23 protein-coding genes and 1 pseudogene are annotated in these 25,943 nt (G+C 64.6%); 20 read left to right on the plus strand and 4 right to left on the minus strand.

Translation table 11 applies throughout. The annotated features are described in order from the left end of the window. Window positions 1–44: 44 nt before the first annotated feature. A complete protein-coding gene (locus tag X739_RS159885; protein WP_023772134.1) occupies window positions 45–815 on the minus strand; it encodes a L,D-transpeptidase in 771 nt (256 codons plus the stop codon). A gap of 427 nt (window positions 816–1,242) precedes the next feature. Here X739_RS159885 and X739_RS159880 point away from each other — a divergent pair, with 427 nt between their 5' ends. The 3 genes from X739_RS159880 (at window position 1,243) to xylB (ending at window position 5,011) form a co-directional block, all read left to right on the plus strand. After that, entirely contained in the window at window positions 1,243–1,866 is a 624-nt protein-coding gene (locus tag X739_RS159880) for a LysE family translocator (protein WP_023772132.1), read from the plus strand. Window positions 1,867–2,151: 285 nt separating this feature from the next. Continuing rightward, window positions 2,152–3,477, plus strand: a complete 1,326-nt coding sequence (locus X739_RS159875; protein ID WP_023793234.1) for a tetratricopeptide repeat protein — start codon at window positions 2,152–2,154, stop codon at window positions 3,475–3,477. A 79-nt stretch (window positions 3,478–3,556) separates the two neighbouring features. Beyond that, window positions 3,557–5,011: a xylulokinase gene (xylB, locus tag X739_RS159870; protein ID WP_023772129.1), complete on the plus strand. Its 1,455-nt coding sequence runs from the start codon at window positions 3,557–3,559 to the stop codon at window positions 5,009–5,011. A 299-nt stretch (window positions 5,012–5,310) separates the two neighbouring features. On the opposite strand, the gene X739_RS159865 is transcribed toward xylB, so the two are convergent. Then, on the minus strand, window positions 5,311–5,673 hold the full coding sequence (locus X739_RS159865; protein ID WP_023772128.1) for a nuclear transport factor 2 family protein: 363 nt from the start codon (window positions 5,671–5,673) through the stop codon (window positions 5,311–5,313). A 113-nt stretch (window positions 5,674–5,786) separates the two neighbouring features. Here X739_RS159865 and xylA point away from each other — a divergent pair, with 113 nt between their 5' ends. Both xylA and X739_RS159855 read left to right on the plus strand, forming a co-directional pair. Continuing rightward, window positions 5,787–7,112 (plus strand): xylose isomerase, encoded by a 1,326-nt coding sequence (gene xylA, locus X739_RS159860; RefSeq protein ID WP_023781909.1) that lies wholly within the window; start codon window positions 5,787–5,789, stop codon window positions 7,110–7,112. Between the two features lie 209 nt (window positions 7,113–7,321). Further along, on the plus strand, window positions 7,322–7,531 hold the full coding sequence (locus X739_RS159855) for a hypothetical protein (protein WP_015314600.1): 210 nt from the start codon (window positions 7,322–7,324) through the stop codon (window positions 7,529–7,531). A gap of 11 nt (window positions 7,532–7,542) precedes the next feature. Here the strand turns inward: X739_RS159855 and X739_RS159850 are convergent, their stop codons facing one another. Further along, window positions 7,543–8,520: a GlxA family transcriptional regulator gene (locus tag X739_RS159850; protein ID WP_023793238.1), complete on the minus strand. Its 978-nt coding sequence runs from the start codon at window positions 8,518–8,520 to the stop codon at window positions 7,543–7,545. A 79-nt stretch (window positions 8,521–8,599) separates the two neighbouring features. Between X739_RS159850 and X739_RS159845 the strand changes: the two genes are divergently transcribed. The 7 genes from X739_RS159845 to X739_RS159815 all read left to right on the plus strand — a co-directional run bounded on the left by X739_RS159845 (window position 8,600) and on the right by X739_RS159815 (window position 16,406). Next, window positions 8,600–9,517, plus strand: a complete 918-nt coding sequence (locus X739_RS159845; protein WP_023772124.1) for a 3-keto-5-aminohexanoate cleavage protein — start codon at window positions 8,600–8,602, stop codon at window positions 9,515–9,517. A gap of 82 nt (window positions 9,518–9,599) precedes the next feature. Continuing rightward, window positions 9,600–10,229, plus strand: coding sequence for an HD domain-containing protein (locus X739_RS159840; protein ID WP_023772123.1), 630 nt, complete (start codon window positions 9,600–9,602; stop codon window positions 10,227–10,229). Continuing rightward, window positions 10,226–11,320 (plus strand): carnitine 3-dehydrogenase, encoded by a 1,095-nt coding sequence (locus tag X739_RS159835; RefSeq protein ID WP_023793241.1) that lies wholly within the window; start codon window positions 10,226–10,228, stop codon window positions 11,318–11,320. The genes X739_RS159840 and X739_RS159835 overlap by 4 nt, the downstream gene beginning before the upstream one ends. A 4-nt stretch (window positions 11,321–11,324) precedes the next feature. Further along, complete coding sequence (locus X739_RS159830) at window positions 11,325–12,488, plus strand: acyl-CoA dehydrogenase (RefSeq protein WP_023772121.1); 1,164 nt, start codon at window positions 11,325–11,327, stop codon at window positions 12,486–12,488. Between the two features lie 86 nt (window positions 12,489–12,574). Then, window positions 12,575–14,653 (plus strand): acetate--CoA ligase family protein, encoded by a 2,079-nt coding sequence (locus X739_RS159825; RefSeq protein ID WP_031251955.1) that lies wholly within the window; start codon window positions 12,575–12,577, stop codon window positions 14,651–14,653. Continuing rightward, window positions 14,646–15,428: a carnitinyl-CoA dehydratase gene (locus tag X739_RS159820; RefSeq protein WP_023793246.1), complete on the plus strand. Its 783-nt coding sequence runs from the start codon at window positions 14,646–14,648 to the stop codon at window positions 15,426–15,428. Before X739_RS159825 ends, X739_RS159820 begins: the two co-directional genes overlap by 8 nt. Window positions 15,429–15,473: 45 nt before the next feature. Continuing rightward, window positions 15,474–16,406, plus strand: a complete 933-nt coding sequence (locus X739_RS159815; RefSeq protein ID WP_023793248.1) for an alpha/beta hydrolase — start codon at window positions 15,474–15,476, stop codon at window positions 16,404–16,406. 27 nt (window positions 16,407–16,433) lie between these two features. Here the strand turns inward: X739_RS159815 and X739_RS159810 are convergent, their stop codons facing one another. After that, entirely contained in the window at window positions 16,434–17,135 is a 702-nt protein-coding gene (locus tag X739_RS159810) for a GntR family transcriptional regulator (protein WP_031240303.1), read from the minus strand. A gap of 215 nt (window positions 17,136–17,350) precedes the next feature. On the opposite strand from X739_RS159810, the gene X739_RS159805 reads away from it, so the two are divergent. The 8 genes and pseudogenes from X739_RS159805 to X739_RS1000000170275 all read left to right on the plus strand — a co-directional run. Further along, window positions 17,351–18,391, plus strand: a complete 1,041-nt coding sequence (locus X739_RS159805; RefSeq protein ID WP_023772116.1) for an ABC transporter substrate-binding protein — start codon at window positions 17,351–17,353, stop codon at window positions 18,389–18,391. A gap of 73 nt (window positions 18,392–18,464) precedes the next feature. Further along, a complete protein-coding gene (locus X739_RS159800; RefSeq protein ID WP_023772115.1) occupies window positions 18,465–19,550 on the plus strand; it encodes an ABC transporter ATP-binding protein in 1,086 nt (361 codons plus the stop codon). Continuing rightward, window positions 19,547–20,473: an ABC transporter permease gene (locus tag X739_RS159795; protein ID WP_023772114.1), complete on the plus strand. Its 927-nt coding sequence runs from the start codon at window positions 19,547–19,549 to the stop codon at window positions 20,471–20,473. The genes X739_RS159800 and X739_RS159795 overlap by 4 nt, the downstream gene beginning before the upstream one ends. Further along, window positions 20,470–21,270 (plus strand): ABC transporter permease, encoded by an 801-nt coding sequence (locus tag X739_RS159790; protein WP_023772113.1) that lies wholly within the window; start codon window positions 20,470–20,472, stop codon window positions 21,268–21,270. Before X739_RS159795 ends, X739_RS159790 begins: the two co-directional genes overlap by 4 nt. Window positions 21,271–21,333: 63 nt before the next feature. Beyond that, window positions 21,334–22,920, plus strand: a complete 1,587-nt coding sequence (gene ggt / locus X739_RS159785) for a gamma-glutamyltransferase (protein WP_023772112.1) — start codon at window positions 21,334–21,336, stop codon at window positions 22,918–22,920. A gap of 259 nt (window positions 22,921–23,179) precedes the next feature. Then, complete coding sequence (locus X739_RS159780; RefSeq protein ID WP_023772111.1) at window positions 23,180–24,706, plus strand: acyl--CoA ligase; 1,527 nt, start codon at window positions 23,180–23,182, stop codon at window positions 24,704–24,706. Next, the gene (locus X739_RS159775; protein ID WP_023772110.1) at window positions 24,703–25,683 is read left to right on the plus strand and encodes a 2-dehydropantoate 2-reductase; all 981 of its coding nucleotides are present in this window, start codon (window positions 24,703–24,705) and stop codon (window positions 25,681–25,683) included. The genes X739_RS159780 and X739_RS159775 overlap by 4 nt, the downstream gene beginning before the upstream one ends. Before the next feature lie 59 nt (window positions 25,684–25,742). Beyond that, window positions 25,743–25,925: pseudogene (locus X739_RS1000000170275) on the plus strand (restriction endonuclease); the annotation flags it as partial. Between the last annotated feature and the right edge of the window lie 18 nt (window positions 25,926–25,943).

Raw genomic sequence — 25,943 nt, forward strand, 5'->3', positions numbered from 1 at the left:
TGTCTTGCCGCATCGCGCAACGGGAGAAACGGAGGGCTGGACGATCACATGACGACGACCGGGTTTTTCTTCGAGACCCTGCTGTAGAGGTCGATGATGTCCTGGTTGATCAGGCGCACGCAGCCCGACGACATCGCCTGGCCGATGCTCCACCATTCCGGAGAGCCATGGATGCGGTAGCCGGTATCCTTGCCGTCCTGGTAGATGTAGAGCGCACGCGCCCCGAGCGGATTGGTCAGGCCGCCGGGCTGGCCGCCCTGCCACTTCACCAGTTCCGGCTTGCGCTGGATCATTTCGGGCGGCGGCGTCCAGGTCGGCCACTCCCTGCCGTACTGGATGTTGGCGCGGCCGGACCAGCGGAACCCATCCTTGCCGATGCCGACGCCGTAGCGGATGGCGTCGCCACCCGGCTGGACAAGATAGAGCATGCGTTCCTTGAGATGCACGACGATGGTGCCGGGCGCCTCGCCGGTCGTATCGACGACGATCTGGCGGCGAAACTCCGGCTTGACCTTGAGATAGGGCACCTCGGGCACGTTGAAGCCGTTATCCGTCAAGGAGGCATACATGACATCGGGGCTGGTGATGTTCTTGTCGACGCTGATCGAGGGCCGGATCGGCCGCACCGAACCGGTGACCGTATCGTCGAGCTGGAGCGCCGGCAGATCGCCACCACCCGAGGTCGAGCAGCCGGCAACGCCGAGCAATGCCAAAGCGCCCGCCCCGGACAGGACGGCGCGGCGGGAGAGAAGAAGATCGGCTTCGACTGCGTCGCCGTTTCGTGGCGGCGTCGGACCTTGTGGCAACTCACGCATATACCCAAACCCTAGGCTGTCGGCGGGAAGCACGGTCCGGCCGGATAGCAGGCATTTTCATCATTCATGGTTGATAAAGCGTGAATGCCTTGCGCTGCTTGCGTTTGCGCCTTGCCGAGGCGCCGCTCCGCCCTCCCGCGCGGCCGCCATTAAACATGTGCAGGACGTTGAAAACCGCCATCAAGCTTTTTGGCGCCGCCATTGTCGCGGCCGCCACGGTTCTCGGGCCAATGTCAGCCTGGCCGATATCGTGAGCATGCTGGGCGGCGCGAACTGATGCCTAGCTGCCGCTGGCGCAATTCACGTCGCAGTCCCGTAAGGGTCGTGCGGGTTGTCCGGCCGCAATACGCGAAAACAAGGATTCGACCCTTTACATTCTTCGGGAGCCAAGGATTTATCCTCTTCCTTGAGCTCAAAGGAGACGAGCATGTCCTTCGAAAACTGGGCCGCCTTCGCTGCCGCGTCCACCATCCTCCTCATCATCCCGGGCCCGACAATCCTTCTGGTCGTCTCCTATGCGCTGGGCCAGGGCTGGCGCACCGCTTTGCCGATGGCAGTCGGCGTGGCGCTCGGCGACTTCACCGCCATGACCTTGTCGATGCTGGGCATCGGCGCGCTGCTTGCGGCTTCGGCTGTTGTTTTCACTATCCTGAAACTGATCGGCGCCGGCTATCTGATTTATCTCGGGGTGAAACTGTTCCGCGCCGGCGGTACGCTGAAGGCCGAACCACGCACCGACGCGGTGTCGTCGGCCAAGATGATGACACATGCCTGGCTGGTCACGGCGCTCAACCCGAAGAGCATCACCTTCTTCGTCGCCTTCCTGCCGCAATTTCTCGACCGGCATGCCGATTTCTGGATGCAGATGTTGATTTTCGAGACGACTTTCCTGGCGCTCGCTTTCGCCAACGCCTTCGGTTACGCGCTGATCGCGGCACGCGCCCGCGACGTGGTGCGCAATCCCAAGGCGATCCGCATCTTCAATCGCACCGGCGGCACGCTCCTGGTCGGCGCCGGCATCGCCACGGTGGCGATGCGTTCCGGCAATTGATGTCCTGACGCAGGTGAGGCCGGAGGGCCTCATCGTTTAACGCTGAAGCCCAGATTGCCCGCGAGGATGCGGCGTTCGTCGCCGCCGAGGTTGGTGGTGTAGTCGCCGGTGGCGAAGATGCTGACCTTGTCCGTCACCTTGCCGACGATAGCGCCGCCGAACTCGAATGAGCTCGACCTGGAGCCGCGGCGCGACTCGTGAAATGGCGTAGCTTTGGCCTATGCTTTAAGATGACGCTGGACCGAGGGCATCATGTCCATCGGGCCTCGACCAGGGAACTCTCGCATGGCCATCAGGGACGCATTTGGCCTGGCATTTTCGGGCGCGACGGAAGCGGGATTCGCGCCCTACGGCCAGGCCGTGCGCGAATTGCAGTGCTTCATTGGCGATCCCGTGAAATCCGTCGATCGCGCCATCGCGCAGGACCCCGGGTTTGTCATGGCGCATGTCTTCAAGGGCTACCTCTTCGGGCTTGCCACCGAACCGGAGGCGACGGCCGTGGCCAGGACCTGCCACGAGGCAGCGCTGCCGCTTGCAACGACAACGCGCGAGCGGGCGCATGTCTCTGCCCTCGGCAACCTCGCCAACGGACACTGGCATCAGGCCTCCGGCATTCTGCGGGACATAGCGATCGATTTCCCGCTCGACGCCGTGGCGCTCCAGGTCGGACACCAGGTCGATTTCTTCACCGGCAACGCCCGCATGCTGCGCGACCGCATCGCCCGCGCCCTGCCGTCATGGCAGGCGGACATGCCGGGTTACCACGCGATCCTCGGCATGCAGGCCTTCGGGCTCGAAGAGATGGCTGAGTATTCGCAGGCCGAAAGGCTCGGCCGTACGGCGGTCGAAATCGAACCGCGCGATGGGTGGGCGCAACATGCGGTCGCGCATGTGATGGAGATGCAAAGCCGGCAAAGGGACGGCATCGCCTGGATGCGCACCGACCCCGAAGCCTGGACCAAGGAAAGCTTCCTTCAGGTCCACAATTGGTGGCACCTGGCGCTGTTCCACTACGATCTCGGCGAGACCGGCGAGGTGCTGGCGCTCTATGACGGGCCGATCTACGGCGCCAGATCGACGCTGGCGCTCAACATGGTCGATGCATCGGCGATCCTGTGGCGGCTTCATCTCGGCGGCGTCGATGTCGGCGACCGCTGGACGGCGCTGGCCGCCAATTGGGTGCCCAAGGCCAGTGGCTCCAACTATGCCTTCAACGACGCCCATGCGATGATGGCCTTTGTCGGCGCCGGGCTCGATGCTCCGGCCCGGACATTGCTCGAAGCCCAGCGCGAGGCGATGCTGGGCGGTGACGACAATGCCGCTTTCACGCGGGATGTCGGTCATCCCCTGACGCTTGCGATCAAGGCGTTCGGTGAGGGCAACTACGCCGAAACCATCCGACTGATCCGGCCGATCCGGGCCATCGCCCATCGCTTTGGCGGCAGCCACGCGCAGCGCGACGTCATCGATCTGACGCTGATAGAGGCCGCCCTGCGCGTCGGCGACGGTGCGCTGGCCAGGGCGCTGACGACGGAGCGTTCGACTGCACGCCCGGACAGCCCGCTGTCGGCGCTGTTTTTGCGACGCGCCGCCGATTTGTCAGAGAATTGACCCGGAGCGGATCTTGCCTTAAAAACTGGCTCAACATATTTTTCGGGTTCCGAAAAAAATAAGAACGTGGGAGGAAACCATGTATCTCGGCCTCGACCTGGGCACATCGGGCGTCAAGGCGCTGCTGATCGATGCCGGACAGGGCGTCATCGGCTCCGGCCATGGCACGCTTGATGTTTCTCGCCCTCATCCCGGCTGGTCCGAACAGGATCCCATGCACTGGATACGCGCCTGCGAAGACGCGATCGCCGAACTGAAGGCGGCACATCCCGGGCAGTTCGCGGCAATCAAGGGCATCGGCCTGTCAGGCCAGATGCATGGCGCGACCTTGCTCGATGCGGCCGATCAGGTGTTGCGCCCCTGCATTCTGTGGAACGATACGCGCAGCCATGTCGAGGCGGCGGCACTGGACGCCGATCCACGCTTCCGCGCGCTCACCGGCAACATCGTCTTTCCCGGCTTCACCGCGCCCAAGCTCGCCTGGGTGAAGAGCAACGAGCCCGCTGTCTTCGCCAAAGTGGCAAAGGTGCTTTTGCCCAAGGATTTCCTGCGGCTCTGGTTGACCGGCGAGCACATTTCGGAAATGTCGGATTCGGCCGGCACATCCTGGCTCGATGTCGGCAAGCGCCGCTGGTCGGCGGAGCTGCTCGCCGCGACATCGCTTCACGAGAACCATATGCCAGCGCTGGTCGAAGGCACCGCGAAGGCTGGTGCCCTGCGCGCCGAACTCGCGTCGCGGTGGGGAATCGCGGCGGGCACCCCGGTGGCTGGCGGCGCCGGCGACAATGCGGCGTCCGCCTGCGGCATGGGCACGGTGGGGGCCGGCCACGCTTTTGTCTCGCTCGGCACATCGGGCGTGCTGTTTGCCGCCAACGCCGCCTATCTGCCCAACCCGGCCAGCGCGGTGCACACCTTCTGCCATGCGCTGCCCAACACTTGGCATCAGATGGGCGTCATCCTGTCGGCAACCGATTCCCTCAACTGGCTGTCGGAGATCACGGGCAAGGGCGCGGGCGAACTGACATCCGAACTCGGCGAGACGCTGAAGGCGCCGACCGGCGTATCCTTCCTGCCCTATCTCTCGGGCGAGCGGACGCCACACAATGATTCCGCCATTCGCGGTTCGTTCACCGGCCTGGCGCATGAATCGGGCCGCGCCGTGCTGACACAGGCCGTGCTCGAAGGCGTCGCCTTTGCCTTCCGCGACAGCCTGGAAGCATTGAAAACCGCCGGCACGACCTTGACGCGCGTGACCGCGATCGGCGGCGGCTCGCGCTCGCGCTATTGGCTGAAGGCGATCGCAACCGCGCTGCAATTGCCCGTCGATATCCCCGCCGACGGCGATTTCGGCGCTGCCTTCGGTGCCGCCAGGCTGGGCCTGATCGCGGCGACCGGCGCCGATCCGCTGGCCGTGTGCTCCGCGCCGAGGACAGATGCCACGATCGAGCCGGATGCAGCTCTTGGCGGCGCCTTCGCCGATGCCTACCACCGCTACCGCGCGCTCTATCCGGCGATCAAGGCCGTAACCGCGTGAGTTGGCGCTTGTCCCATTACTCTCGTGCGGGCGCTGGCGCTGCCCCTCACCTGCCTGCCGGCGTCCTCTCCCGGTGTAGAGACGGGGACAGGGACGCTGTCATTGCTGGTTTCGCCAATCACCAACGTCGCAGGAAAGGCGTCGAGATTGCCGCCGGCCCCCTTCTCCCCGTCAGTACACGGGGAGAAGTGCCCGGCAGGGCGATGAGGGGCGGCGCCGACTTCGCCAATTGGTCCCCTCTACAGATTAGGCAAGCAACTGCCGTAAGAGTCGGAGCCACTCAACTTGCCGGCAAAACCTCACTGCGCCGGAACCTTGTCCAAAAACCCGGTGACGCTCTTCAGGCGACCGTTCTCGATGACGCCGATATCCGTGCCTTCGATGACGGAAGGGACACCTTCCGGGCCAAGATTCCACGAAAAGCGGATCCTGTCGGCAAAGCCGTCCGGCGTGCCCTTCAGCGAGAAGCGGAAGCCGGCAAAGCGCTGCTGGACACCGTCGATCAGCGCCGCGACGCCTTCATGGCCGTCGCCCTGCATGAGCGGATCGCGATAGCTGACGTCCTCGGTGAAAGCAGCCTTGAGCAAGGCCGCCCGGCGGCCGGCATCGCTTTCGTTCCAGGCGGTGATGTAGTTCAGGGCGATCGTGTTGAGGTCGGTCATGGTCTGTCTCCTTGGTTTGACGGTTTTGACAGGACCGTTTTCGACCAGCGCCGGCGTGAAACCAATTACGCCTGAGGTAATCGGGCAAACTTATCTTGGAGAGGAAGAGAACCATGAGCAGCGGCTTTTTCGGCGACATCCAGACAATCAAATATGAAGGACCGGATTCGATCAATCCGCTAGCCTACCGTTTCTACAATCCCGACGAAGTGGTGGCCGGCAAGCGGCTGGAGGACCATCTGCGCTTTGCCGTCGCCTACTGGCATTCCTTCGCCTGGCCGGGCGGCGACCCGTTCGGCGGCCAGACCTTCGACCGTCCCTGGTTTCCCAAGGCCGGCGGCGTCGACACGATGGAATTGGCGAAGCTGAAGGCGGATGTCGCCTTCGAAATGTTCTCGCTACTCGGCGCTCCCTATTTCTGCTTCCACGACGCCGATGTGCGGCCAGAGGGCAAGGATTTCTCCGAAAGTGCGGCCCGCCTGGATGAGATCGCCGATTATTTCGCCGGCAAGATGAAGCAGACCGGCGTCAAGCTTTTGTGGGGCACGGCGAACCTGTTCTCAAACCGCCGCTTCATGTCGGGCGCGGCGACCAATCCCGATCCGGATGTGTTCGCCTATGCGGCGGCGACGGTGAAGAGCTGCATCGACGTCACCAAGCGGCTGAAGGGCGAGAACTACGTGTTGTGGGGCGGGCGCGAGGGCTATGAGACGCTGCTCAACACCGACCTTGCCCGCGAGCAGGAACAGGCCGGCCGTTTCCTGAATCTCGTCGTCGACTACAAGCACAAGATCGGCTTCAAGGGCACGATCCTGATCGAGCCGAAGCCGCAGGAGCCGACAAAACACCAGTATGACTACGACGTCGCGACCGTCTACGGCTTCCTCAAGCGTTTCGGCCTGGAGAAGGAGGTCAAACTCAACATCGAGCAGGGCCACGCCATCCTGGCCGGCCACTCCTTCGAGCACGAGCTGGCGCTGGCCAACGCGCTCGGCGTCTTCGGCTCGATCGATATGAACCGCAACGATTATCAGTCGGGCTGGGACACCGACCAGTTCCCCAACAACGTGCCGGAAATGGCGCTGGCGTATTACCAGGTGCTCCAGGCCGGCGGTTTCAAGACCGGCGGCACCAATTTCGACGCCAAGCTGCGCCGCCAGTCGCTCGACCCGCAGGACCTGCTGATCGGCCACATCGGCGGCATGGATTCCTGCGCGCGCGGCCTCAAGGCGGCAGCGAAGATGATGGAGGACAAGGCGCTGTCGGGTCCGCTCGCCGAGCGCTATGCCGGCTGGAACAGCGCCGAGGCCAAGGCGATGCTGTCGGGCAAGCGGACACTGGAAGAGATCGCCGAGCGCGTGGTGAAGAAGAAGATCGAGCCGCAGCCGCGCTCCGGCCGCCAGGAACTGCTCGAAAACATCGTCAACCGCTACGTCTGACGCTGCCTGACCGTCGGCAATTCAAGCCGGCGCCCTATGCGATTTCGAAAGCTTGGCGCTCGGAAACCTTTTTCGCGCCAAGCTGAAATCGACGACAAGGTTTTGCCCCTTGCCGCCTCTCAATGACCTCGCTCTTGCCTTCAAACTGCCGTCACGAATCTCGTATAGGTATGGCTCGTAGCGGGAGAGGAAGAAGGAGGCGAACCGATATGCAGAACGAACGTGAAATCGACGCCCTGCTCTCACCTGGCGAGGCCGGATCGATCATCGACCGGCTGATGGCAATGCCGCATCCCAGGGATGGCGCGCGCCGGTCCAACGAATGGGATCGTGCTGTCGCCAGCCGTTTCGAGACCCATCTGGCCAGACAGATGCGCTCACAGATCGATGGCGGGAGCGACCGGCAAAACGCCGCCTGAGCCAGCTGGATTCAACCTCGGCGAAGCCTGACAGGGGCTTCGCCAAAAGCTCTCGAAAAGGCTCTCGAAAAGGCTGCCGCAGACGAGAACCCCGTCCGCCCGGCGATATCCGCCATGGCGATCCGCGTGTCGACCACGAGCCGGCGCGCGGCACCCAGGCGCAACCTGAGATAGTAGGCGCCCGGCGTCTCGCCGATCGACTTGCGAAAGATGCTTTCCAGGGTCCGCGCCGTCACTCCGGCGCGCCTGGCCACAGCGTCGATGGTCAGTGGCTGGTCGACATGCGCTTCCATCAAGCGGATCGCGTGGGCCAGGCGCGGATCGTAGCCGTCGAGCCGGCCGAGCGAGACCAGCGGCTGGGCATCGGTCGCGGCACGCGCCTGGTCGTAGATGAAGACGCTGGCGACATCGAGCGCCACCGCCATGCCGAGCCGCGTGCGAATCAAGTGCAGCATCAGGTCGAAGGTCGGCGAGGCGCCGCCCGAGGTGAACACCGGCCCATCGATGACATAGCGGTCCGGCCGGACATCAACGCCGGGAAAAGCGGACGAAAAATCCTCCATGTCTTCCCAATGGGTGGTTGCGCTGCGGCCCTCCAGCAGGCCGGCGCGCGCTACCAGCCAGGTGCCGGCCTCGACACCGCCGCACGCGCGGGCCGCACGCGCTGCCCTACGCAAACCTGAAAGCAGAGCCGACGTCGCGTAATTCTGGGTACCGAAACCGGCGACGACGACGAGAACGTCGGTTGTCTCATTGGCGTCGAAACGGCCGCTGACGGCCACCGGCAGGCCGCAGGTGGTGACCGGCGCCTCGCCTGTCACCGAGACCAGCTTGAAATCGAACAGGGTCTCGCCGGAAATGCGATTGGCGGCGCGCAGCGGGTCGACGGCGGAGGCGACGCACATGATCGAGGAGCCGGAAAACACCAGGAACGTTACCTTGAGGGTCTCACGTTCGGCCTGAAAGACGGACTTTTCGCTTTTGATCATGTCACCTTCGTAAAACGCAAAGCAGCCTTGATCAAGTCGAGCGATGGTAGGGGCTGTTTCGAATGGGAGGAGAGTTTCGATGCCGCTCGCGATGAACCGTGAGGTCTTCATTACCTGTGCCGTGACCGGGTCCGGTGGCTCGCAGGATCGCTCACCGCACGTACCGCGCTCGCCCAAGCAGATCGCCGATTCGGCCATCGACGCGGCCAAGGCCGGCGCTGCCATCGTCCACTGCCATGTGCGCGACCCCGAAACCGGCAAGCCCAGGCGCGACGTGCATCTTTACCGCGAAGTGACCGAGCGCATCCGCGCGGCGGACGTGGACGTCATCCTGAACCTCACCGCCGGCATGGGCGGCGACATGGTGTTCGGCTCGCCCGAGGCGCCGCTGCCGCTCAACGAAAAAGGGACCGACATGGGCGGCGCCACCAACCGCATGGAACATGTGCGCCAATGCCTGCCCGAAATCTGCACGCTCGACTGCGGCACCATGAATTTCGCCGAGGCCGACTATGTCATGACCAACACGCCCGGCATGCTGCGCGCCATGGGCGGCATGATGACGGCGCTCGGCGTCAAGCCCGAGATCGAGGCCTTCGACACCGGACATCTCTGGTTCGCCAAGCAACTGGTCGAGGAAAAGGTGCTCGATCCGGACGCGCTGGTACAGCTCTGCATGGGCGTGCCGTGGGGGGCGCCGGATGATCTCAACACCTTCATGGCGATGGTCAACAACGTGCCGTCGACCTGGAATTGGTCGGCTTTCGCCATCGGCCGCAACCAGATGGCCTACGCTGCCGCCGCCGTGCTCGCCGGCGGCAATGTCCGCGTCGGCCTCGAGGACAATCTGTGGCTCGACAAGGGGGTGCTGGCGACCAATGCGCAATTGGTCGAGCGTGCCGCCTCGATCGTCACCAATCTCGGCGCCCGGATCCTGGGGCCGGAAGAAGTGCGCAAGAAGCTCAATCTGACCAAGCGAGCGCCGATCGCGGCGTGAGCATGATCCCGAAAAGTGGGAACCGGTTTTCGGATAATATCATGCTCAAACAACAAGAAGACTAATTCGCAGGAGGGTCGATATGGCTACCGTAAAATTCACCGCCATGAAGGATGGCGACAGGCAAGACTACGAGTTCCTGACCGCCCACGAGATCGACTACGCGGCCAGGACCGGCGAGCGGCTGCTCGACGCGCTGGTGCAGCTCGACGAAGGCCTGTCGGGCTACAAGATCACCCGGCTCGGCCATTCGCTGCAGGCGGCGACGCGGGCCTGGCGTGACGGCGCCGACATCGACTGGATCGCCTGCGCCGTGCTGCACGATATCGGCGACATCTACGCGCCCTACAATCATGACGAATATGCCGCTTCGATCCTGAAACCTTTCGTGCGCGAGCAATGCACCTGGGTGGTGGAGAAGCATGGCGACTTCCAGCGCCTCTATTACGCCCACCATCTCGGCGGCAATCGCCATGCGCGCGACCGCTTCGCCGGCCATGCCTATTTCGACGAGTGCGACCAATTCTGCGAACGCTGGGACCAGTCGAGCTTCGACCCTGACTATGAGACGCTGCCGATCGACTTCTTCCGGCCGTTCGTGCTCGAAGTCTTCGCCCGCAAAGCCTACGACCCATCGGTCATCCGCGCCGGCGAGCGCGTGCCTCTCACCGATCCCGAAACCGCCAGGACAAGAACCGGAGCCTCTCAATGAGCATCATCAACAAGGCGGCCGCCATTGGCGGCGGGGTCATCGGCGCCGGCTGGGTGGCGCGGCTGTTGCTTAACGGCATTGACGTGTCGATCTTCGATCCTGATCCCGAAGCTTCGCGCAAGGTCTCGGAAGTGATGAAGGGCGCGCGCCGCGCCTACAAGCAGATGATGCCGGGCGGCCTGCCGAAAGAGGGCAAGCTGATCTTCGCCAAGACGATCGCCGAAGCGGTGGCGGATGCCGACTTCATCCAGGAAAGCGTACCGGAACGGCTCGACCTCAAGCATAAGGTGCTGGCCGAGATCGACACCCACGCGCCGGCAAACGCCATCGTCGGTTCGTCGACCTCGGGGATCAAGCCGACCGACATGCAGGTGGCGATGAAGAAGCACCCGGAACGGCTGGTCGTCGGCCATCCGTTCAATCCGGTCTATCTGCTGCCGCTGGTCGAGATCGTCGGCGGCGACCAGACCTTCCCCGAAGCCATCGAAGTCGCCAAGGAGATTTATGCCTCTATCGGCATGAAGCCGGTCGTCATCCGCAAGGAGATCGAGGCTTTCGTCGGCGACCGCCTGCTCGAAGCGGCCTGGCGCGAGGCGCTGTGGCTGATCAAGGACGGCATCTGCACGGTCGAGGAACTCGACGACATCATGCGCTACGGCTTCGGCCTGCGCTGGGCGCAGATGGGCATGTTCCAGGTCTATCGTGTTGCCGGCGGCGAGGCCGGCATGCGCCACTTCATGGCGCAGTTCGGACCGTGCCTGAAATGGCCGTGGACCAAGCTGATGGACGTGCCCGAGTTCAACGACGAACTGGTCGACCTGATCGCCACCCAGTCGGACGACCAGGCGCACGGCCTTTCGATCCGCGAACTGGAAAGAATCCGCGACGACAATCTGGTCGCGATCATGGATGCGCTGTCGAAGCAAAACAAGGGCAAGGGCTGGGGCGCCGGCGCGCTGCACAAGGATTATACGAGGCAACTGGCCAAGTTGGCGGCGAAGAAGCCAGTGGCCTCAAAGGCAGCGGAAAGGGCCAGGACCGCCAAGCCGGTCAAGAAAGCCGAAAAGCCGAAGAAAAAGAAGAAGGGCTGAGACCATGGATTTCGGTCTTTCGGAAGAGCAGAAACTCATTGTCGAGACGACGCGCGCCTTCGTCGAGAATGAGCTTTATCCGCATGAACGCGAGGTCGAGCGCACCGGCGTGCTGCGCCGCGAACTGATCGAGGAGATCAAGGCCAAGGCGATCGAGGCCGGCCTCTACGCCGCCAACATGCCTGCCGATGTCGGCGGCGCGGGGCTCGATACCGTGACCTGGCTGCTCTACGAAAAGGAACTCGGCCGCGCCAATTACGCGCTGCACTGGACCTGCGTGGCGCGCCCTTCCAACATCCTGCTCGCCGGCACGCCGGAGCAGCGCGAAAAGTATCTTTTCCCCTGCATCCGCGGCGAGAAATGGGACTGCCTGGCGATGACCGAGCCGGGCGCCGGCTCCGACCTGCGCGGCATGAAGGCGACCGCCGTGCAGGACGGCGACGACTGGGTGCTGAACGGCACCAAGCATTTTATCTCCCACGCCGATCTCGCCGATTTCGCCATCGTCTTCATGGCCTCGGGCGAAGAGGATTCACCGCGCGGAAAACGCAAGAAGATCACCGCCTTCTTCGTCGACAAGGGCACCAAGGGATTCACGGTGCGCGACGGCTATCGCAATGTCTCGCATCGCGGCTACACCAACGCCATTCTCGAATTCGACGACTGCCGGTTGCCGGCATCCCAGGTTCTGGGCGAGGTGCACAAGGGGTTCGACGTCGCAAATTCCTGGCTCGGCGCCACGCGCCTGCAGGTCGGCGCCACCTGCCTAGGCCGTGCCGAGCGGGCGCTTGGCCATGCGGTCGAATATGCCGCGCAGCGCCAACAGTTCGGCCAGCAGATCGGCAAGTTCCAGGGCGTGTCGTTCAAGCTCGCCGACATGGCGACGGAACTCAAGGCCGCCGACCTGATGGTGTTCGAAGCCGGGTGGAAGTACGATCAGGGCACCGTCACCGACCAGGACATGGCCATGGCCAAGCTGAAGGCCACCGAAATGCTCGCCTTCGTTGCCGACGAGGCCATCCAGATCCATGGCGGCATGGGGCTGATGGATGACCTGCCGCTGGAGCGCATCTGGCGCGACGCCCGCGTCGAGCGCATATGGGAGGGCACGTCGGAGATTCAGCGACATATTATTTCGCGGGCGCTGCTGCGTCCTTTCGGAGCTTAAAGCATGATCCGCGAAAGCCGGAGTCCGGTTTTGTCGGGCAAACGAGATCGTTTGTCCTGAGATCATGCTCAAACGAAAAGATGACCATGCATAAACTTGAACGCCTCCTGCGCCCCAAATCGATCGCCGTGTTCGGCGGCGTGCAGGCCGCCGCGGTCGTCGCGCAATCGATCAAGATGGGTTTTGCCGGCGAGATCTGGCCGGTGCACCCGACCAAGGACGAGGTTGCCGGACGCAAGGCCTACCGCTCGGTCGCCGATCTGCCCGGCGCGCCGGACGCGGCCTTTGTCGGCGTCAACCGGCACCTGACAATCGAGGTGATCAAGGCACTGGCTGAGCGCGGGGCCGGCGGCGCCGTCTGCTTTGCCGCCGGATTCCTCGAAACCGAGGCCTATGACGAAGATGGCGAAAGGCTGCAGGCCGAGCTGGTGGCCGCCGCCGGCCAGATGCCGATCATCGGACCGAACTGCTACGGCCTGATCAACTATGCCGATGGCGCGCTTTTGTGGCCAGACCAGCATGGCGGCATCAGGCTGGAGGAGGGCGGCAAGGGCGTCGCCATCATCACCCAGTCGTCCAACATCGCCATCAACATGACGATGCAGAAGCGCGGCCTGCCGATCGCCTTCCTGATGACCGCCGGCAACCAGGCGCAGACCGGCCTGTCCGAAATGGCGCTTGGCCTGATCGAGGACGAGCGGGTCACCGCGCTTGGCCTGCACATCGAGGCCTTCGATTCGGTAGCCGGCTTCGAGCGGTTGGCCGCCAGGGCGCGTGAGCTGAAAAAACCGATCATTGCCATGAAGGTGGGCCGCTCCGAACAGGCGCGGCAGGCGACCGTCTCGCACACCGCTTCGCTTGCCGGGTCCGATGCGGCCTCGGGCGCCTTCCTGAGGCGCCTTGGCATCGCTCGCGTCGATTCCATCCCCTCCTTCATCGAGGCGCTGAAGCTGCTTCACATCACCGGCCCATTGCCCGGCTACAAGCTCTCGTCGATGAGCTGTTCGGGCGGCGAGGCATCGGTCATGGCCGACAGCGCCGAAGGCCGGTGGGTCAACTTCCCGGTCCTGAACGACACCCATCGCGCCCATGTCAAATCGACGCTCGGGCCGCTGGTCGCGGTGGCCAATCCCCTGGACTATCACACCTTCATCTGGAACAACGAGCCGGCGATGACCGCTACCTTCACCGCCATGGTGTCGGGCGGCTTCGACCTCAACATGCTGGTGCTCGACTTCCCGCGTCCCGATCGCTGCTCGGTGACCGACTGGTGGGCGACGCTGCGCGCTTTCGAATCGGCGCTGAAGACCAACAAGGCGCACGGCGCCATCGTCTCGTCGCTGCCGGAGAACCTGCCGGAGGAATACACCGCCGAGCTGATGGCGCGCGGCATGGTGCCGCTGTTCGGCATTTCCGAGGCGATGGATGCGGCCCAGGCCGCGGCCTTCATCGGCTGGGCCTGGCGCGAACCGCAGGCGCAGCCGGTGGATACCTCCGCCTCCGGTGCTGCCGGCGGTAACCATTCCACGCCCGACGAGGCGCAAGCCAAGGCGCGGCTGATCAAGGCCGGGCTTCCGGTGCCGAAAGGCGAACGCGCCGGCAATGCGGTCGAAGCGGTGATCTCGTCCATGGCGCTCGGCTTCCCCGTCGCCCTGAAGGCCCTTGGCGTCACCCACAAGTCCGAGGTCGGCGCCGTCAGCCTGAATCTCAAGGACGCCGAATCGGTCAGCACCGCGGCGCATGATCTGTTGCCGCTCGGCACCGGGCTATATGTCGAGCGCATGGTGCGCGACGGCGTCGCCGAACTGATCGTCGGCTTCACCCGCGACCCGATGTTCGGTGCCGTGATGACGCTGGGCACTGGCGGCGTGCTGGTCGAATTGCTGCGCGACAGCGTCACGCTGATGCTGCCGGCAACGCGCGACGACATCGAGGCCGCACTGCGCGGCCTGAAACTGTTCCCGCTGCTCGAAGGCTATCGCGGCCGGCCGAAGGCCGATCTCGCGGCCGCCATCGACGCCATCGCGGGCATTGCCGGCTTCGTGCAGGAGAATGCCGGCGAGATCGAGGAACTCGACATCAATCCGCTGATCGTCTGCTCCGAGGGCAAGGGCGCCTGGATCGCCGATGCGCTGCTGGTGCTGGGAGAAAACAAGAATGTCTGACGTCATTTCGACCCGCCGCGAAGGCTCGATCCTCGAGGTCACGCTCGACCGCCCCAAGGCCAATGCCATCGACCTGAAAACCTCGCGGCTGATGGGCGAAACCTTCAAGGCGTTCCGCGACGATCCCGACCTCCGCGTCGCCATCGTCAAGACCGCCGGCGACAAGTTCTTCTGCGCCGGCTGGGACCTGAAGGCCGCCGCGAGCGGCGACGCGGTCGACGGCGATTACGGCGTCGGCGGCTTTGCCGGCCTGCAGGAATTGCGCGACCTGAACAAGCCGGTCATCGCCTGCGTCAACGGCATGGCGGTGGGCGGCGGCTTCGAGCTGGCGCTGTCCTGCGACCTCATCTATGCCTCCGACCATTCTTCCTTCGCGCTGCCTGAAATCCGCGCCGGCACGCTGGCCGACGCGGCGACGATCAAGCTGCCTAAGCGCATGCCCTATCACGTCGCCATGGACCTTTTGCTCACCGGCCGCTGGATGGATGTCGCCGAGGCGCATCGCTGGGGCCTGGTCAACGAGGTTTTGCCCAAGGAAAAGCTCGAGGACCGCGTCTGGGAGATCGCCCGGCTGCTCGCCAGCGGCCCGCCACTGGTGTTCGCAGCGATCAAGGAGACCGCGCGGGTGGCGGAATCGTTGACCTTCCAGGAGGCGATGAACAAGGTGACGCGCCGGCAGCTGCCGACGGTCGATGCGCTCTACGGGTCGGAGGACGGCATGGAGGGTTTCCGCGCCTTCGCCGAAAAGCGCGAACCGGTGTGGAAGGGGAAGTGACGCTGCGGAGATGATGGCGCCATCACCTAAAGCTGGTCTCCCTTCATGACCGACTACGTCAAACTGATCGACGCCGAGACCTGGGCCTTCATCGAGCGGACGAATTCCTATTATCCGCCCGACACGATCGATCACAGGATCGCGCAGCAGCGCGAGATCTACGATCGCATGTGCCGTGAGTTCTTTGCCGGCTACCCGCAAGGCGTGACGGCGGAGACGACCGCCATTACCACACCTGTCAACAACATACCGGTCCGCATCTACCGCAACGCAAAGCCGGACCACGCCGCCATGGTGCTCTACCTCCATGGCGGGGGCTTCATCCTTGGCGGGCTGGACAGCCATGACGACGTCTGTGCCGAACTTTGCGGCCGCACCGGTTATGAGGTGGTCTCGGTCGACCACCGGCTGGCGCCGGAGCATCTGCATCCGGCCGCTTTCGACGATGCGATGAGCGCCTTCGAATGGGCCGCCGGGACCTACGACCGCCCCGTCTTGCTGTGCGGTGACAGCGCCGGCGGCAATCTTTGCGCCGCCGTTGCGCACGCGACCCGTGGCCATTCGAAAAAGCCGGTCGGCCAGGTGCTGATCTATCCCGGTCTCGGCGGCGATCGCGCGCTCGGCTCCTACGTGACGCATGCCGAGGCGCCCATGCTGACGGTGCGCGACCTTGAATTCTACAAACACGTCCGTACCGGCGGTGTGGACCAGACCGGTGACATCACGCTGTATCCGCTGGCCGATGCCGATTTCGCCAATTTGCCGCCGACCGTGCTGATTACCGCCCAGTGCGACCCGCTGTCATCCGATGGCGAGGTTTATCGCGACCGCATCGTCGCGGCAGGCGGGCGCGCCACCTGGTTCGAGGAACCCGGCCTCGTGCACGGCTATCTCAGGGCTCGGCATACCGTTGGCCGCGCCCGCGCGAGCTTCACCCGGATCGTCGACGCGGTGGCCACGCTCGGAAAGGGCGGCTGAACCAGGTAGGAAGAATGGCTGGTCCGCTCAGGACGCCTTGGCCAGGAAGCTCTGATAATCCGATTTCGCCTGCAGCAGGCGCAGCACGTTCTCGCGCGAACCGCGCACATGCGCGCGGGCCAGGGCGCCGGCGCGGATGATATCATTTGCGCAGATCGCCTCGACGATCTCGGCGTGTTCGTCGCGGGCGATCTTCCATTCATCGAGCCACAAGAGTTCGGTCCAGACATAATGCTGGCACTTGTCGAGGATGCCGCACAGCATGCCATGCAGCATGACATTGCCGCTGATTTCGGCAATGACGCGGTGGAGATCGATGCCGACCTCCAGTTCCTGGAATTTTTCGCGCGTCGTGCGATCGGGAATGGCGGCCAGCCGCTCGCACTCGGCCAGCATGGCGCGCAGCCGCGCCTTGTCCTTCTCGGTCGCGGCGGCCGCCGCCAATTCCGTCGCATGGCCGTCGAGCAGTTCGCGGATGGCGAAGGCCTCGCGGAACATGTTGATGTCGAACTCGGTGACGGCATAGCCCTGGCGCGGCCGGCCGGTGACCAGCCCGTCGCGCTCCAGGCGGTTGAAGGCTTCGCGCACGGGGGTGCGGCTGACATTGAGTTTTGCCGCGATGTCGCTTTCAGTGACGCGTGAGCCCGGCGGAATCTGGCCGGTCACGATCATCGCCTTGAGCGCGGAATAGACCGAGTCGCGCAGCGTGTTTTTTGGTTCCTTGGCCAAGTTCCGTTTCCAGTTCCCCGGCCGCTTCAGCCGGACATCGCCTCGTTTGTAGTCGCAGTCGGCGTAATTTGCCACGGCCCGCGGCGCCGTCCCCACCGTCCAGCCGATCGCGCCCGTCGCGGTTGACAACACCGATCTCTCGGCTACATTCTAAATTGTATACAAAATCGCATGCCAAATCAAAAACAAATGGGAACACCGGTCGGAGAACTGAAATGAACAGGACCACCAGCTTTAGAACTTTAGCGATAGCCGGGCTCATTGCCTCCGTGGCAGTGCCGGCCGTCGCCGCCGACACGATCACCGTCGCCTCATGGGGCGGCACCTATCAGGAGGCGCAGACCAAGGCCTTCTTCAAGCCGACCGCGGATGCGCTCGGCATCACCATCAAGGAAGACACGACCAACGGCCTCGATGACGTGCGGCTGCAGGTGACCGGCAATGCGGTGAAATGGGACATCACCGAACTCGGCGCCGACGAATGCGCGCGCGGCTCGAAGGAAGGGCTGTTCGAAAAGCTGGATTACGGCATCATCGACAAGAGCGGCATCAACCCGAAGCTGGTGCATGACGACTGGGTCGGCATCTCCTACACTTCCGTCGTGCTGATCTACCGGACCGACGTCTTCGGGGACAAGGGCCCGAAGACATGGGCCGACTTCTGGAACGTGGAAAAGTTTCCGGGACGGCGCGCACTGAGCAGCAGCCAGGCGACGGAGACGCTGAGCGTCGCAGCGCTCGCCTCCGGCCTGCCGATCGACAAAGTTTATCCCGTCGACATCGACGGCGCGCTGAAATCGGTCGACAAGATCCGTGGCCATGTCGATGCCTGGTGGACCTCCGGCGCCCAGGCCATGCAACTGGTGAAGGATGGCGAAGTCGACATGGCGAGCATCTGGAACGGCCGCGCCGGGACTTTGAAGAAGGAAGGCGCGCCGGTCAGCTTCTCCTTCGACCAGGGCGTGCTCACCGCCGATTGCATGGTCATCCCCAAGGGCGCCAAGAACAAGGACGCGGCGATGAAGGCGCTGGCCATGTTCGTCAGCCCGCAACTGCAGGCCAATCTGCCGCTCTATGTCGATAATGGACCGGTGAACGAGAAGGCCTTCGAGACCGGCAAGATCCCGCCGGAGCGGATCAAGGACATCAACTCGGCGCCCGAAAACGTCAAGAAGCAGGTGTTGCAGGATGCCGAGTTCTGGCGCGACAACCTCGTCGAGGCGACGGAAAAGTTCAACAATCTGATCCAGCAATAGGCTGGAACCTGACCTTGCGGGACGGCACCAGCGCCGCCCCGCTCCTTCAGTCTCTGCCTCGGAGATAACGATCTTGTCCATTGCACCATCCGCGCTGCCGATCGGCATGCGGGCGATCGAGAAACGATTTGGCAGCGTGCCGGTGCTGCGTGGCCTGAACCTCGATGTCGAGGCGGGCGAGTTCCTGACGCTGCTTGGGCCTTCGGGCTCGGGGAAGACGACGCTGCTGATGATCCTGGCCGGTTTCGTGCGAGCCAATGGCGGATCGATCAAGGTCGGCGGCGACGAGATCATCACCACGCCGCCGCACAGGCGCAATATCGGCATGGTGTTCCAGAACTATGCGCTGTTTCCGCATATGAACGTCTTCCACAACATCGCCTTTCCGCTGAAGCAGCGCGGCGTTGGTGCGACAGAGACGGCGCAGCGGGTGGAGAACGCGCTGGAGTTGGTGAAGCTGCAGGGCCTGGGCGAGCGCCGGGTGGACCAGCTTTCCGGCGGCCAGCGCCAGCGCGTGGCCCTGGCGCGCGCCATCGTCTTCGAGCCGCGCATCGTCTTGATGGATGAACCCTTGTCGGCGCTCGACAAGGGTTTGCGCGAGCATATGCAGATCGAATTGCGTGCGCTTCATCGCCGTCTCGGCATGACCACGGTTTATGTCACGCATGACCAGCGCGAAGCCATCACCATGTCGGACCGTATCGCGGTGATGAACGGCGGCCGCATCGAACAGCTCGACAGGCCCGAAACGATTTATGCCGCGCCGAAGACAAAATTCGTAGCCGGCTTCATCGGCGAATCGAACTTCATCCCGGTCGAAAGCCGCGATGGCTCGGTCTGGTATGAGGACAGGCTGATCCAGACCGGCGCACCGACGCCGCCGGCCGGTCCGCATCTGATGGTGGTCCGACCCGAGAAGCTGCGGCTGGTCACGGCATCCGACCCGTCGACGGGCGTCAATGTGCTCGATGCGACGGTCAGCGACATCATTTACCAGGGCGACAGTTTCGTCTGCTATGCCAGCCTGCGCGACGGCCGCCAGGTGACGCTGCGCGACTATTGCCGCAGCGACGTGCTGGCAAGGCTGCCGGCGCCCGGCCAGCCGATCACGCTCGGCCTCGATGCCAAGGATACGATCCTGGTGGCGGCCGAGGGATGAGCGCGCAGTCCGCCATCGTGACGGAGACCGTCAGGCCGGCGGGGCAGGACCTGAACACGCAGGCCCTGCGCGCCGATGCGCGGCGCGAGTCATTGCGGCTGCTGGCGCTGCTGGCGCCGAGCCTGTTCCTCGTCTGCGCCATCATCATCGTGCCGATCGGCTGGCTGTTCTGGCTGTCGCTGTTCGACGAGACCGGCGCCTTGAGCGCCGCCAACTATGCGCGCTTCTTCGAGCAGGCCTCCTACATCAGGACCTTCATCACCACCTTCGAGGTCGCCTTCATCGTCACCGGCGCCTGCGTGCTGCTCGGCTATCCCCTGGCCTACATGCTGTCGCAGCTGCCGCGCCGGGCCGCGTCGATCTGCCTGATCTTCGTCATCCTGCCGTTCTGGACATCGGTGCTCGTGCGCACCTATGCCTGGCTGGTGATCCTGCAGCGCAAGGGCCTGATCAACAGCTGGCTGATCGATCTCGGCGTGATCAGCCAGCCGCTGTCGCTGGCCAACAATTTCTCGGGCGTCGTCATCGGCATGACGCATATATTGCTGCCGTTCCTGGTTTTGCCGCTCTATGCCTCGATCAAGACGATCGACACCGACTGCCTGCGCGCCGGCATGAACCTCGGCGCCGGCCCGGCCGCGACCTTTCGGCAAATCTTCTTTCCGCTGTCGGTGCCCGGCCTCGCCTCCGGCGTGGTCATCGTCTTCGTGCTGTGCCTCGGTTTCTTCGTGACGCCGGCGCTGATGGGTGGCGGCAAGGTGGTGATGTGGGCGATGCGTATGGAACAGACCACCAGCCTCTATTCCAACTGGGGCGCCGGTGCGGCACTCGGCGTGGTGCTGCTGACGGTCACGCTGGCGCTTCTCGGCCTGTTCCAGTGGCTGCTCGGCGCGCACGCCACCGGCGTATGGAGTTCGCGATGAGTGACAGCGTCGGACTGCCGATCTCGCACCGGCAACGGCTGTGGCTCTACGCCTTCGGCGGCCTCGTGCTGCTGTTCCTGATCGCGCCGTCGGTCATCATCCTCATCATGTCGTTCTCGGATTCGACGCTGCTGCAGTTCCCGCCGCGGCAATGGTCGCTGCGCTGGTATGAAAGCTATTTCCAGTCGCTGGAATGGCGCGACGCCACCATCGTGTCGGTGAAGGTCGCTGTCATGACCGCGCTGGTGGCGACACCGCTCGGCACTGCCGCCGCCTATGCGGTCAACCGGGGCACGCTGCGCTTCAACGGCACCATCAACGCGCTGCTCACCGCGTCGCTGATCATCCCCGTGATCCTGGTCGGCATCGGCACCTTCTTCCTCTATGCGCGCATCGGCCTCAACAACACGCTGACCGGCCTGGTCATCGCGCATACGGTGCAGGCGCTGCCGCTGGTGGTGCTGACGGTGCTGTCGGGCCTGCGCTCCTACGACATGAACCAGGAGCGGGTGGCGCGCAGCTTGGGTGCCGGACGCGTCGCTGCCTTCTGGCAGGTGACGATGCCGCAGATCCGCTTCTCGATCGTCTCGGGCGCGCTGTTTGCCTTCATCACCTCCTTCGACGAAGTTGTCGTCTCGCTGTTCATCTCGGGCGGGGAGACCACGACGCTGACGCGCCGCATGTTCAACGCGCTGCGCGACCAGATCGACCCGACCATCGCCGCCATCTCGACCTGCCTGATCGTGCTGTCTGTCCTGCTGCTGTCGCTGGCGCAGATCTTTGGCCGCCGGCATTGATTTCATCGGACTCATCGCTTCAAGTGACCCATTCTTTCAAGTGCCCTAGGATATCCAGAACAGATGCGTGATTTCCAGTTTCCCGGCCGCTCGCCGGTTCGTGCCACGGAAGCGATTGCCGCGACATCGCATCCGCTCTCGACGCTTGCGGCCATCGAGATGCTGCGCGCCGGCGGCAATGCCATGGATGGCGCCATCTGCGCCGCCGCCGTGCAGGGCGTGGTCGAGCCGCAATCGACGGGGATCGGAGGCGATTGCTTTGTCCTCTACTGCCCCAAGGGACAAAGCCAAGTGCTGGCTTTCAACGGCTCGGGGCGGGCGCCGGCGGCCGCGACCGTCGACTGGTATCGCGACAAGGGGTTTAACGAGCTACCGAAGCAGGGACCGCATGCGGTGACCGTGCCGGGCGCCATCGACGCCTGGTGCCGGCTGCTGGAGGACCATGGCAGCAAGACCCTGGCCGAGGTGCTGGCACCGGCGATCCACTATGCCGAGAACGGCTATGTCGTGCACGACCGCGTCGCCTTCGACTGGGCCGAACCCGAAACCGATCTTTCCGCCGACGAGCATGCCGCGCGCATCTTCCTGCCCGGTGGCGTGGCACCAAAGGCCGGCGACGTGCACAAGCAGCCGGAACTGGCCGCGACCTTGCGGGTGATCGCCAAACAGGGCCGCGCCGGGTTCTACGAAGGCGCGGTCGCCGTCGACATGGTGCGCCGGCTCAAGGAGCTGGGCGGGCTGCACACGGCGGAAGATTTCGCCGCGACAAGGGGCGACTATGTGGCGCCGGTGAGCGTCAGCTATGGCGGCCACGAGATCCACCAGATGCCGCCGAACAACCAAGGGCTGACGGCGCTCTTGATGCTGAACGTGCTGTCGGGCTTCAAGCTCGGCGGGCTCGACCCCAACGGCGCCGAGCGCCTGCACCTGGAAATCGAGGCCGGGCGGCTGGCCTATCGCGACCGCGACCGTTTCGTTGGCGACCAGGACCATGTCCCGGTGCCAGTGAGGGCGCTTCTATCGGCCGCCTATGCCGACCGGCTGCGCGCCGAGATCGACCGCGAGCGCGCCATGACCCATTTGCCCGACGTGCAGCTGCCGGGCAGCGACACGGTCTATATCTCGATCGTCGACCGCGACCGCAACGCGGTCTCCTTCATCAACTCGACCTATTATTCCTTCGGCAGCGGCGTGGTTGGCCCAAAGACCGGCGTGATGCTGCAGAACCGCGGCTCGAGCTTCCGCCTTGACGCAGGTCATCCCAATGCCATCGCGCCCGGCAAGCGGCCGATGCACACGATCATGCCGGGCATGGCGACCAAAAGCGGCCGCGTGGTGATGCCGTTCGGCGTCATGGGCGGCGGCTACCAGCCCTTCGGTCATGTCCATCTTCTGACCAACATGATCGATTTCGGCATGGACCCGCAGCAAGCGCTCGATGCGCCGCGCGTGTTCTACAATGACGGCCTAGTGGAAGCCGAGCGCAACGTGCCCACCGAGGCGATCGAAGGCCTGCGGCGGCGCGGCCACGCGATCACCGAGCCGCACCATCCGCTCGGCGGCGGCCAGGCGGTGCTGATCGACTGGGAAAAGGGAACGCTGACGGGGGCATCCGATCCGCGCAAGGACGGGATGGCGCTGGGCTATTGAGGTGATTGGCAAGGCAACTACCGGGCGTTGGCGCTGCCCCTCACCCGCCTGCCGGCGTCCTTTCCCCGTATAATGACGGGGAGAGAGGTGATGTCATCGACGGTTTCGCCAATCGCCTACGCTGAACAAGCACCGAGGCCGAAACTGCTACTTTTTCCCCGTCACTATAGGGGGAGAAATGCCCGGCAGGGCAATGAGGGGCGGCGCTGACGTCCGATGGACTTTCGCAAGCCATAGTCTTGAAACATAGCTGGTGACCATGACCCAAACCCACACAGACCTTTCCCGCCGCCTCGTCGCCGGCGTGGACGACGCGCCAGCGATCCTGGCCCCCGACAGGCCCGCGCTGACCCATGGCGGACTGCGCGCGCTGATCGCCGCCACGGCCAAACAGCTCCACACCCTCGGCATCGGCCGAGGCGACCGGGTGGCGATCGTGCTGCCCAACGGGCCGGAGATGGCGACGGCCTTCATCGCTGTCGCCGCCACAGCCCCGACGGCGCCGCTCAACCCCGCCTACCGGGCGGACGAGCTCGACTTTTATCTCACCGACATCGGCCCCAAGGCGATCCTGGTCGCCGAGAACGAGACCGGCCCTGCCGTGACTGTGGCCGAGCGCCTCGGCATCGGCGTGCTGCGGCTCATCGTGCCGCCGGATGCGCCGGCCGGCGGCTTCACCATCGACGGCGCGGCGGTCGGACCGCAGGCGGCGCCCGCCATGGCCGGGGACGATGACATCGCGCTTCTGCTGCACACCTCCGGCACCACGTCGCGGCCCAAGCTGGTGCCACTCAGCCATGCCAATGTCGCGGCCTCCGCCCGTCATATCGGCGCGACGCTCGGCCTGACGGCCGGTGACCGCTGCCTCAACATCATGCCGCTGTTCCACATCCATGGGCTGATCGCGGCGGTGCTGTCGTCACTGGCATCCGGCGGCAGCATCTATTGCACGCCAGGCTTCAACGCGCTGCGCTTCTTCCAGTGGCTGAGTGACGCCAGGCCGAGCTGGTACACGGCGGTGCCGACCATGCACCAGGCGATCCTGGCGCGCGCGGCGCGCAATGCCGAAGCGCTGTCGGCGGCACGCCTGCGCTTCATCCGCTCGTCCTCGGCGTCGCTGCCGGCGCAGGTGATGGCCGAGCTCGAGGCGACCTTCGGCTGCCCGGTGATCGAATCCTATGGGATGACCGAGGCCGCGCACCAGATGGCGTCCAACCGGCTGCCGCCGGGCCTGCGCAAGCCGGGCAGCGTGGGTGCGGCCGGCGGACCCGAGGTTGCGGTCATGGCGCCGGACGGGCGGCTGATGCGGGCCGGCGAGACGGGCGAGATCGTCATTCGCGGCCCCAATGTCACCTCAGGCTACGAGAAGAACCCGGACGCCAACGCCACGGCCTTCGCGCATGGCTGGTTCCACACCGGCGACCAGGGCGTGCTCGACGATGACGGCTATCTCAGGGTCACCGGCCGGCTGAAGGAGATCATCAATCGCGGCGGCGAGAAGATCTCGCCGCTCGAGGTCGACGAGGTGCTGATGGACCATCCGGCGGTGGCGCAGGTCGTCACCTTCGCGATGCCGCATGACAAGCTCGGCGAGGAGGTGGCGGCGGCGGTCGTGCTGCGCGAAGGCATGAGCGCCAGCGAGGGCGATATCCGCGCCCACGCCGCGATGCGGCTCGCCGACTTCAAGGTGCCGCGCAAGGTGCTGATCCTGGAGGAGATTCCCAAGGGGGCGACCGGAAAGCTGCAGCGCATCGGGCTCGCCGCCAAGCTCGGGCTCCGATCATGAAGATCACCATCTTCGGCGCGGGCGCCATCGGCGGCTATCTCGCGGCCAAGCTGGCCATCCCCGGCCGCACCGAGCTGTCGATCGTGGCCCGCGGCGCGCATCTCGAAGCGATCAAGGCCACTGGCCTGCGCCTGATCGAGGACGGACAGGAAACGACCGCCCCGGTCAGGGCCGCCGCCAAGGCCGAAGACCTTGGCGAACAGGACTATGTCGTATTGGCGCTGAAGGCGCATTCCGTTGCGCCCGCGCTCGACCAGATCGCCCCGCTGCTTGGGGACCACACATCGGTCGTCACCATGCAGAACGGCGTTCCCTGGTGGTATTTCTATAAAACCAGCGGCGCGCTCGAAGGCACGAGGCTACATCAGGTCGATCCCGGCGGCACGATCTGGGACCGGCTCGGCCCGCGGCGCGTCATCGGTTCGGTGGTTTACCCCGCCGTCGAGGTCGATGCGCCCGGCTTGATCCGCCATGTCGAGGGCCGGCGCTTCTCGCTCGGCGAACCCTCGGGCGAAAAGAGCGAAAGGGCGACGCTCCTGGCCGGGGAGATGGTCAAGGCCGGCCTGCAGGCGCCGGTGCGCGACGACATACGCGCAGAAATCTGGATAAAACTGTGGGGCAATCTCTCCTTGAACCCGATCTCTGCGCTGACCGGCTCGACGCTGGCCGCGATCGTCGCCGACGAAGGCACCCGCACGCTCGCCCGCGCCATGATGCTGGAAGCGCAAGCGATCGGCGAAAGCCTCGGCGTGCGCTTCCCCATAGACGTCGACCGCCGCATCAAGGGCGCCGGCGACGTCGGCGACCACAAGACCTCGATGCTCCAGGACCTGGAACGCGGCCGCCCGATGGAAATCGACGCGCTGGTCGGCGCGGTGCAGGAGCTTGGGCGACTGGTGGGGAAGCCGACGCCGGCGATCGATGGTGTGCTGGCGCTGGTGCGGCGGCTGGCGGTGGAGCGCGGGTGTTATGGGTGAGGTGGACTGAGCTTTGGTGCTTATGGGCCGGCAGCACGGGAGTAAGATATTCCAAGCTCGATCGCGGATTGATCGGCCTAAACGATGGTCTGGAAATCCTGATTTCGCGGCTGGTCAATGATCCTGAGAGCGTAAGGGCATTCGTCAACAAGTCAGGCCGTGCGCTTCCACCCCGTCGACCGCTTGAGCGCCCTCATCCTCATTTCCTACAATGGCACCGTGAGCACTGCTTTAAGCAGTGACATGTTTCCGCGCTGCGG

Source organism: Mesorhizobium sp. LNHC209A00 (genome assembly GCF_000502915.1).
Lineage (GTDB): Bacteria > Pseudomonadota > Alphaproteobacteria > Rhizobiales > Rhizobiaceae > Mesorhizobium.

Bases quoted from the DNA above. Each gene is read 5' to 3' on its own strand.
- X739_RS159795 (WP_023772114.1), top strand. From the start codon at position 19,547: ATGAGCGCGCAGTCCGCCATCGTGACGGAGACCGTCAGGCCGGCGGGG.
- X739_RS159845 (WP_023772124.1), top strand. From the start codon at position 8,600: ATGCCGCTCGCGATGAACCGTGAGGTCTTCATTACCTGTGCCGTGACC.
- X739_RS159850 (WP_023793238.1), bottom strand. From the start codon at position 8,520: ATGATCAAAAGCGAAAAGTCCGTCTTTCAGGCCGAACGTGAGACCCTC.
- X739_RS159885 (WP_023772134.1), bottom strand. From the start codon at position 815: ATGCGTGAGTTGCCACAAGGTCCGACGCCGCCACGAAACGGCGACGCA.
- X739_RS159820 (WP_023793246.1), top strand. From the start codon at position 14,646: ATGTCTGACGTCATTTCGACCCGCCGCGAAGGCTCGATCCTCGAGGTC.
- X739_RS159775 (WP_023772110.1), top strand. From the start codon at position 24,703: ATGAAGATCACCATCTTCGGCGCGGGCGCCATCGGCGGCTATCTCGCG.
- X739_RS159815 (WP_023793248.1), top strand. From the start codon at position 15,474: ATGACCGACTACGTCAAACTGATCGACGCCGAGACCTGGGCCTTCATC.
- X739_RS159840 (WP_023772123.1), top strand. From the start codon at position 9,600: ATGGCTACCGTAAAATTCACCGCCATGAAGGATGGCGACAGGCAAGAC.
- xylB (WP_023772129.1), top strand. From the start codon at position 3,557: ATGTATCTCGGCCTCGACCTGGGCACATCGGGCGTCAAGGCGCTGCTG.
- X739_RS159825 (WP_031251955.1), top strand. From the start codon at position 12,575: ATGCATAAACTTGAACGCCTCCTGCGCCCCAAATCGATCGCCGTGTTC.
- X739_RS159875 (WP_023793234.1), top strand. From the start codon at position 2,152: ATGGCCATCAGGGACGCATTTGGCCTGGCATTTTCGGGCGCGACGGAA.
- X739_RS159880 (WP_023772132.1), top strand. From the start codon at position 1,243: ATGTCCTTCGAAAACTGGGCCGCCTTCGCTGCCGCGTCCACCATCCTC.
- X739_RS159780 (WP_023772111.1), top strand. From the start codon at position 23,180: ATGACCCAAACCCACACAGACCTTTCCCGCCGCCTCGTCGCCGGCGTG.
- ggt (WP_023772112.1), top strand. From the start codon at position 21,334: ATGCGTGATTTCCAGTTTCCCGGCCGCTCGCCGGTTCGTGCCACGGAA.
- X739_RS159805 (WP_023772116.1), top strand. From the start codon at position 17,351: ATGAACAGGACCACCAGCTTTAGAACTTTAGCGATAGCCGGGCTCATT.
- X739_RS159790 (WP_023772113.1), top strand. From the start codon at position 20,470: ATGAGTGACAGCGTCGGACTGCCGATCTCGCACCGGCAACGGCTGTGG.
- X739_RS159855 (WP_015314600.1), top strand. From the start codon at position 7,322: ATGCAGAACGAACGTGAAATCGACGCCCTGCTCTCACCTGGCGAGGCC.
- X739_RS159865 (WP_023772128.1), bottom strand. From the start codon at position 5,673: ATGACCGACCTCAACACGATCGCCCTGAACTACATCACCGCCTGGAAC.
- X739_RS159835 (WP_023793241.1), top strand. From the start codon at position 10,226: ATGAGCATCATCAACAAGGCGGCCGCCATTGGCGGCGGGGTCATCGGC.
- X739_RS159830 (WP_023772121.1), top strand. From the start codon at position 11,325: ATGGATTTCGGTCTTTCGGAAGAGCAGAAACTCATTGTCGAGACGACG.
- xylA (WP_023781909.1), top strand. From the start codon at position 5,787: ATGAGCAGCGGCTTTTTCGGCGACATCCAGACAATCAAATATGAAGGA.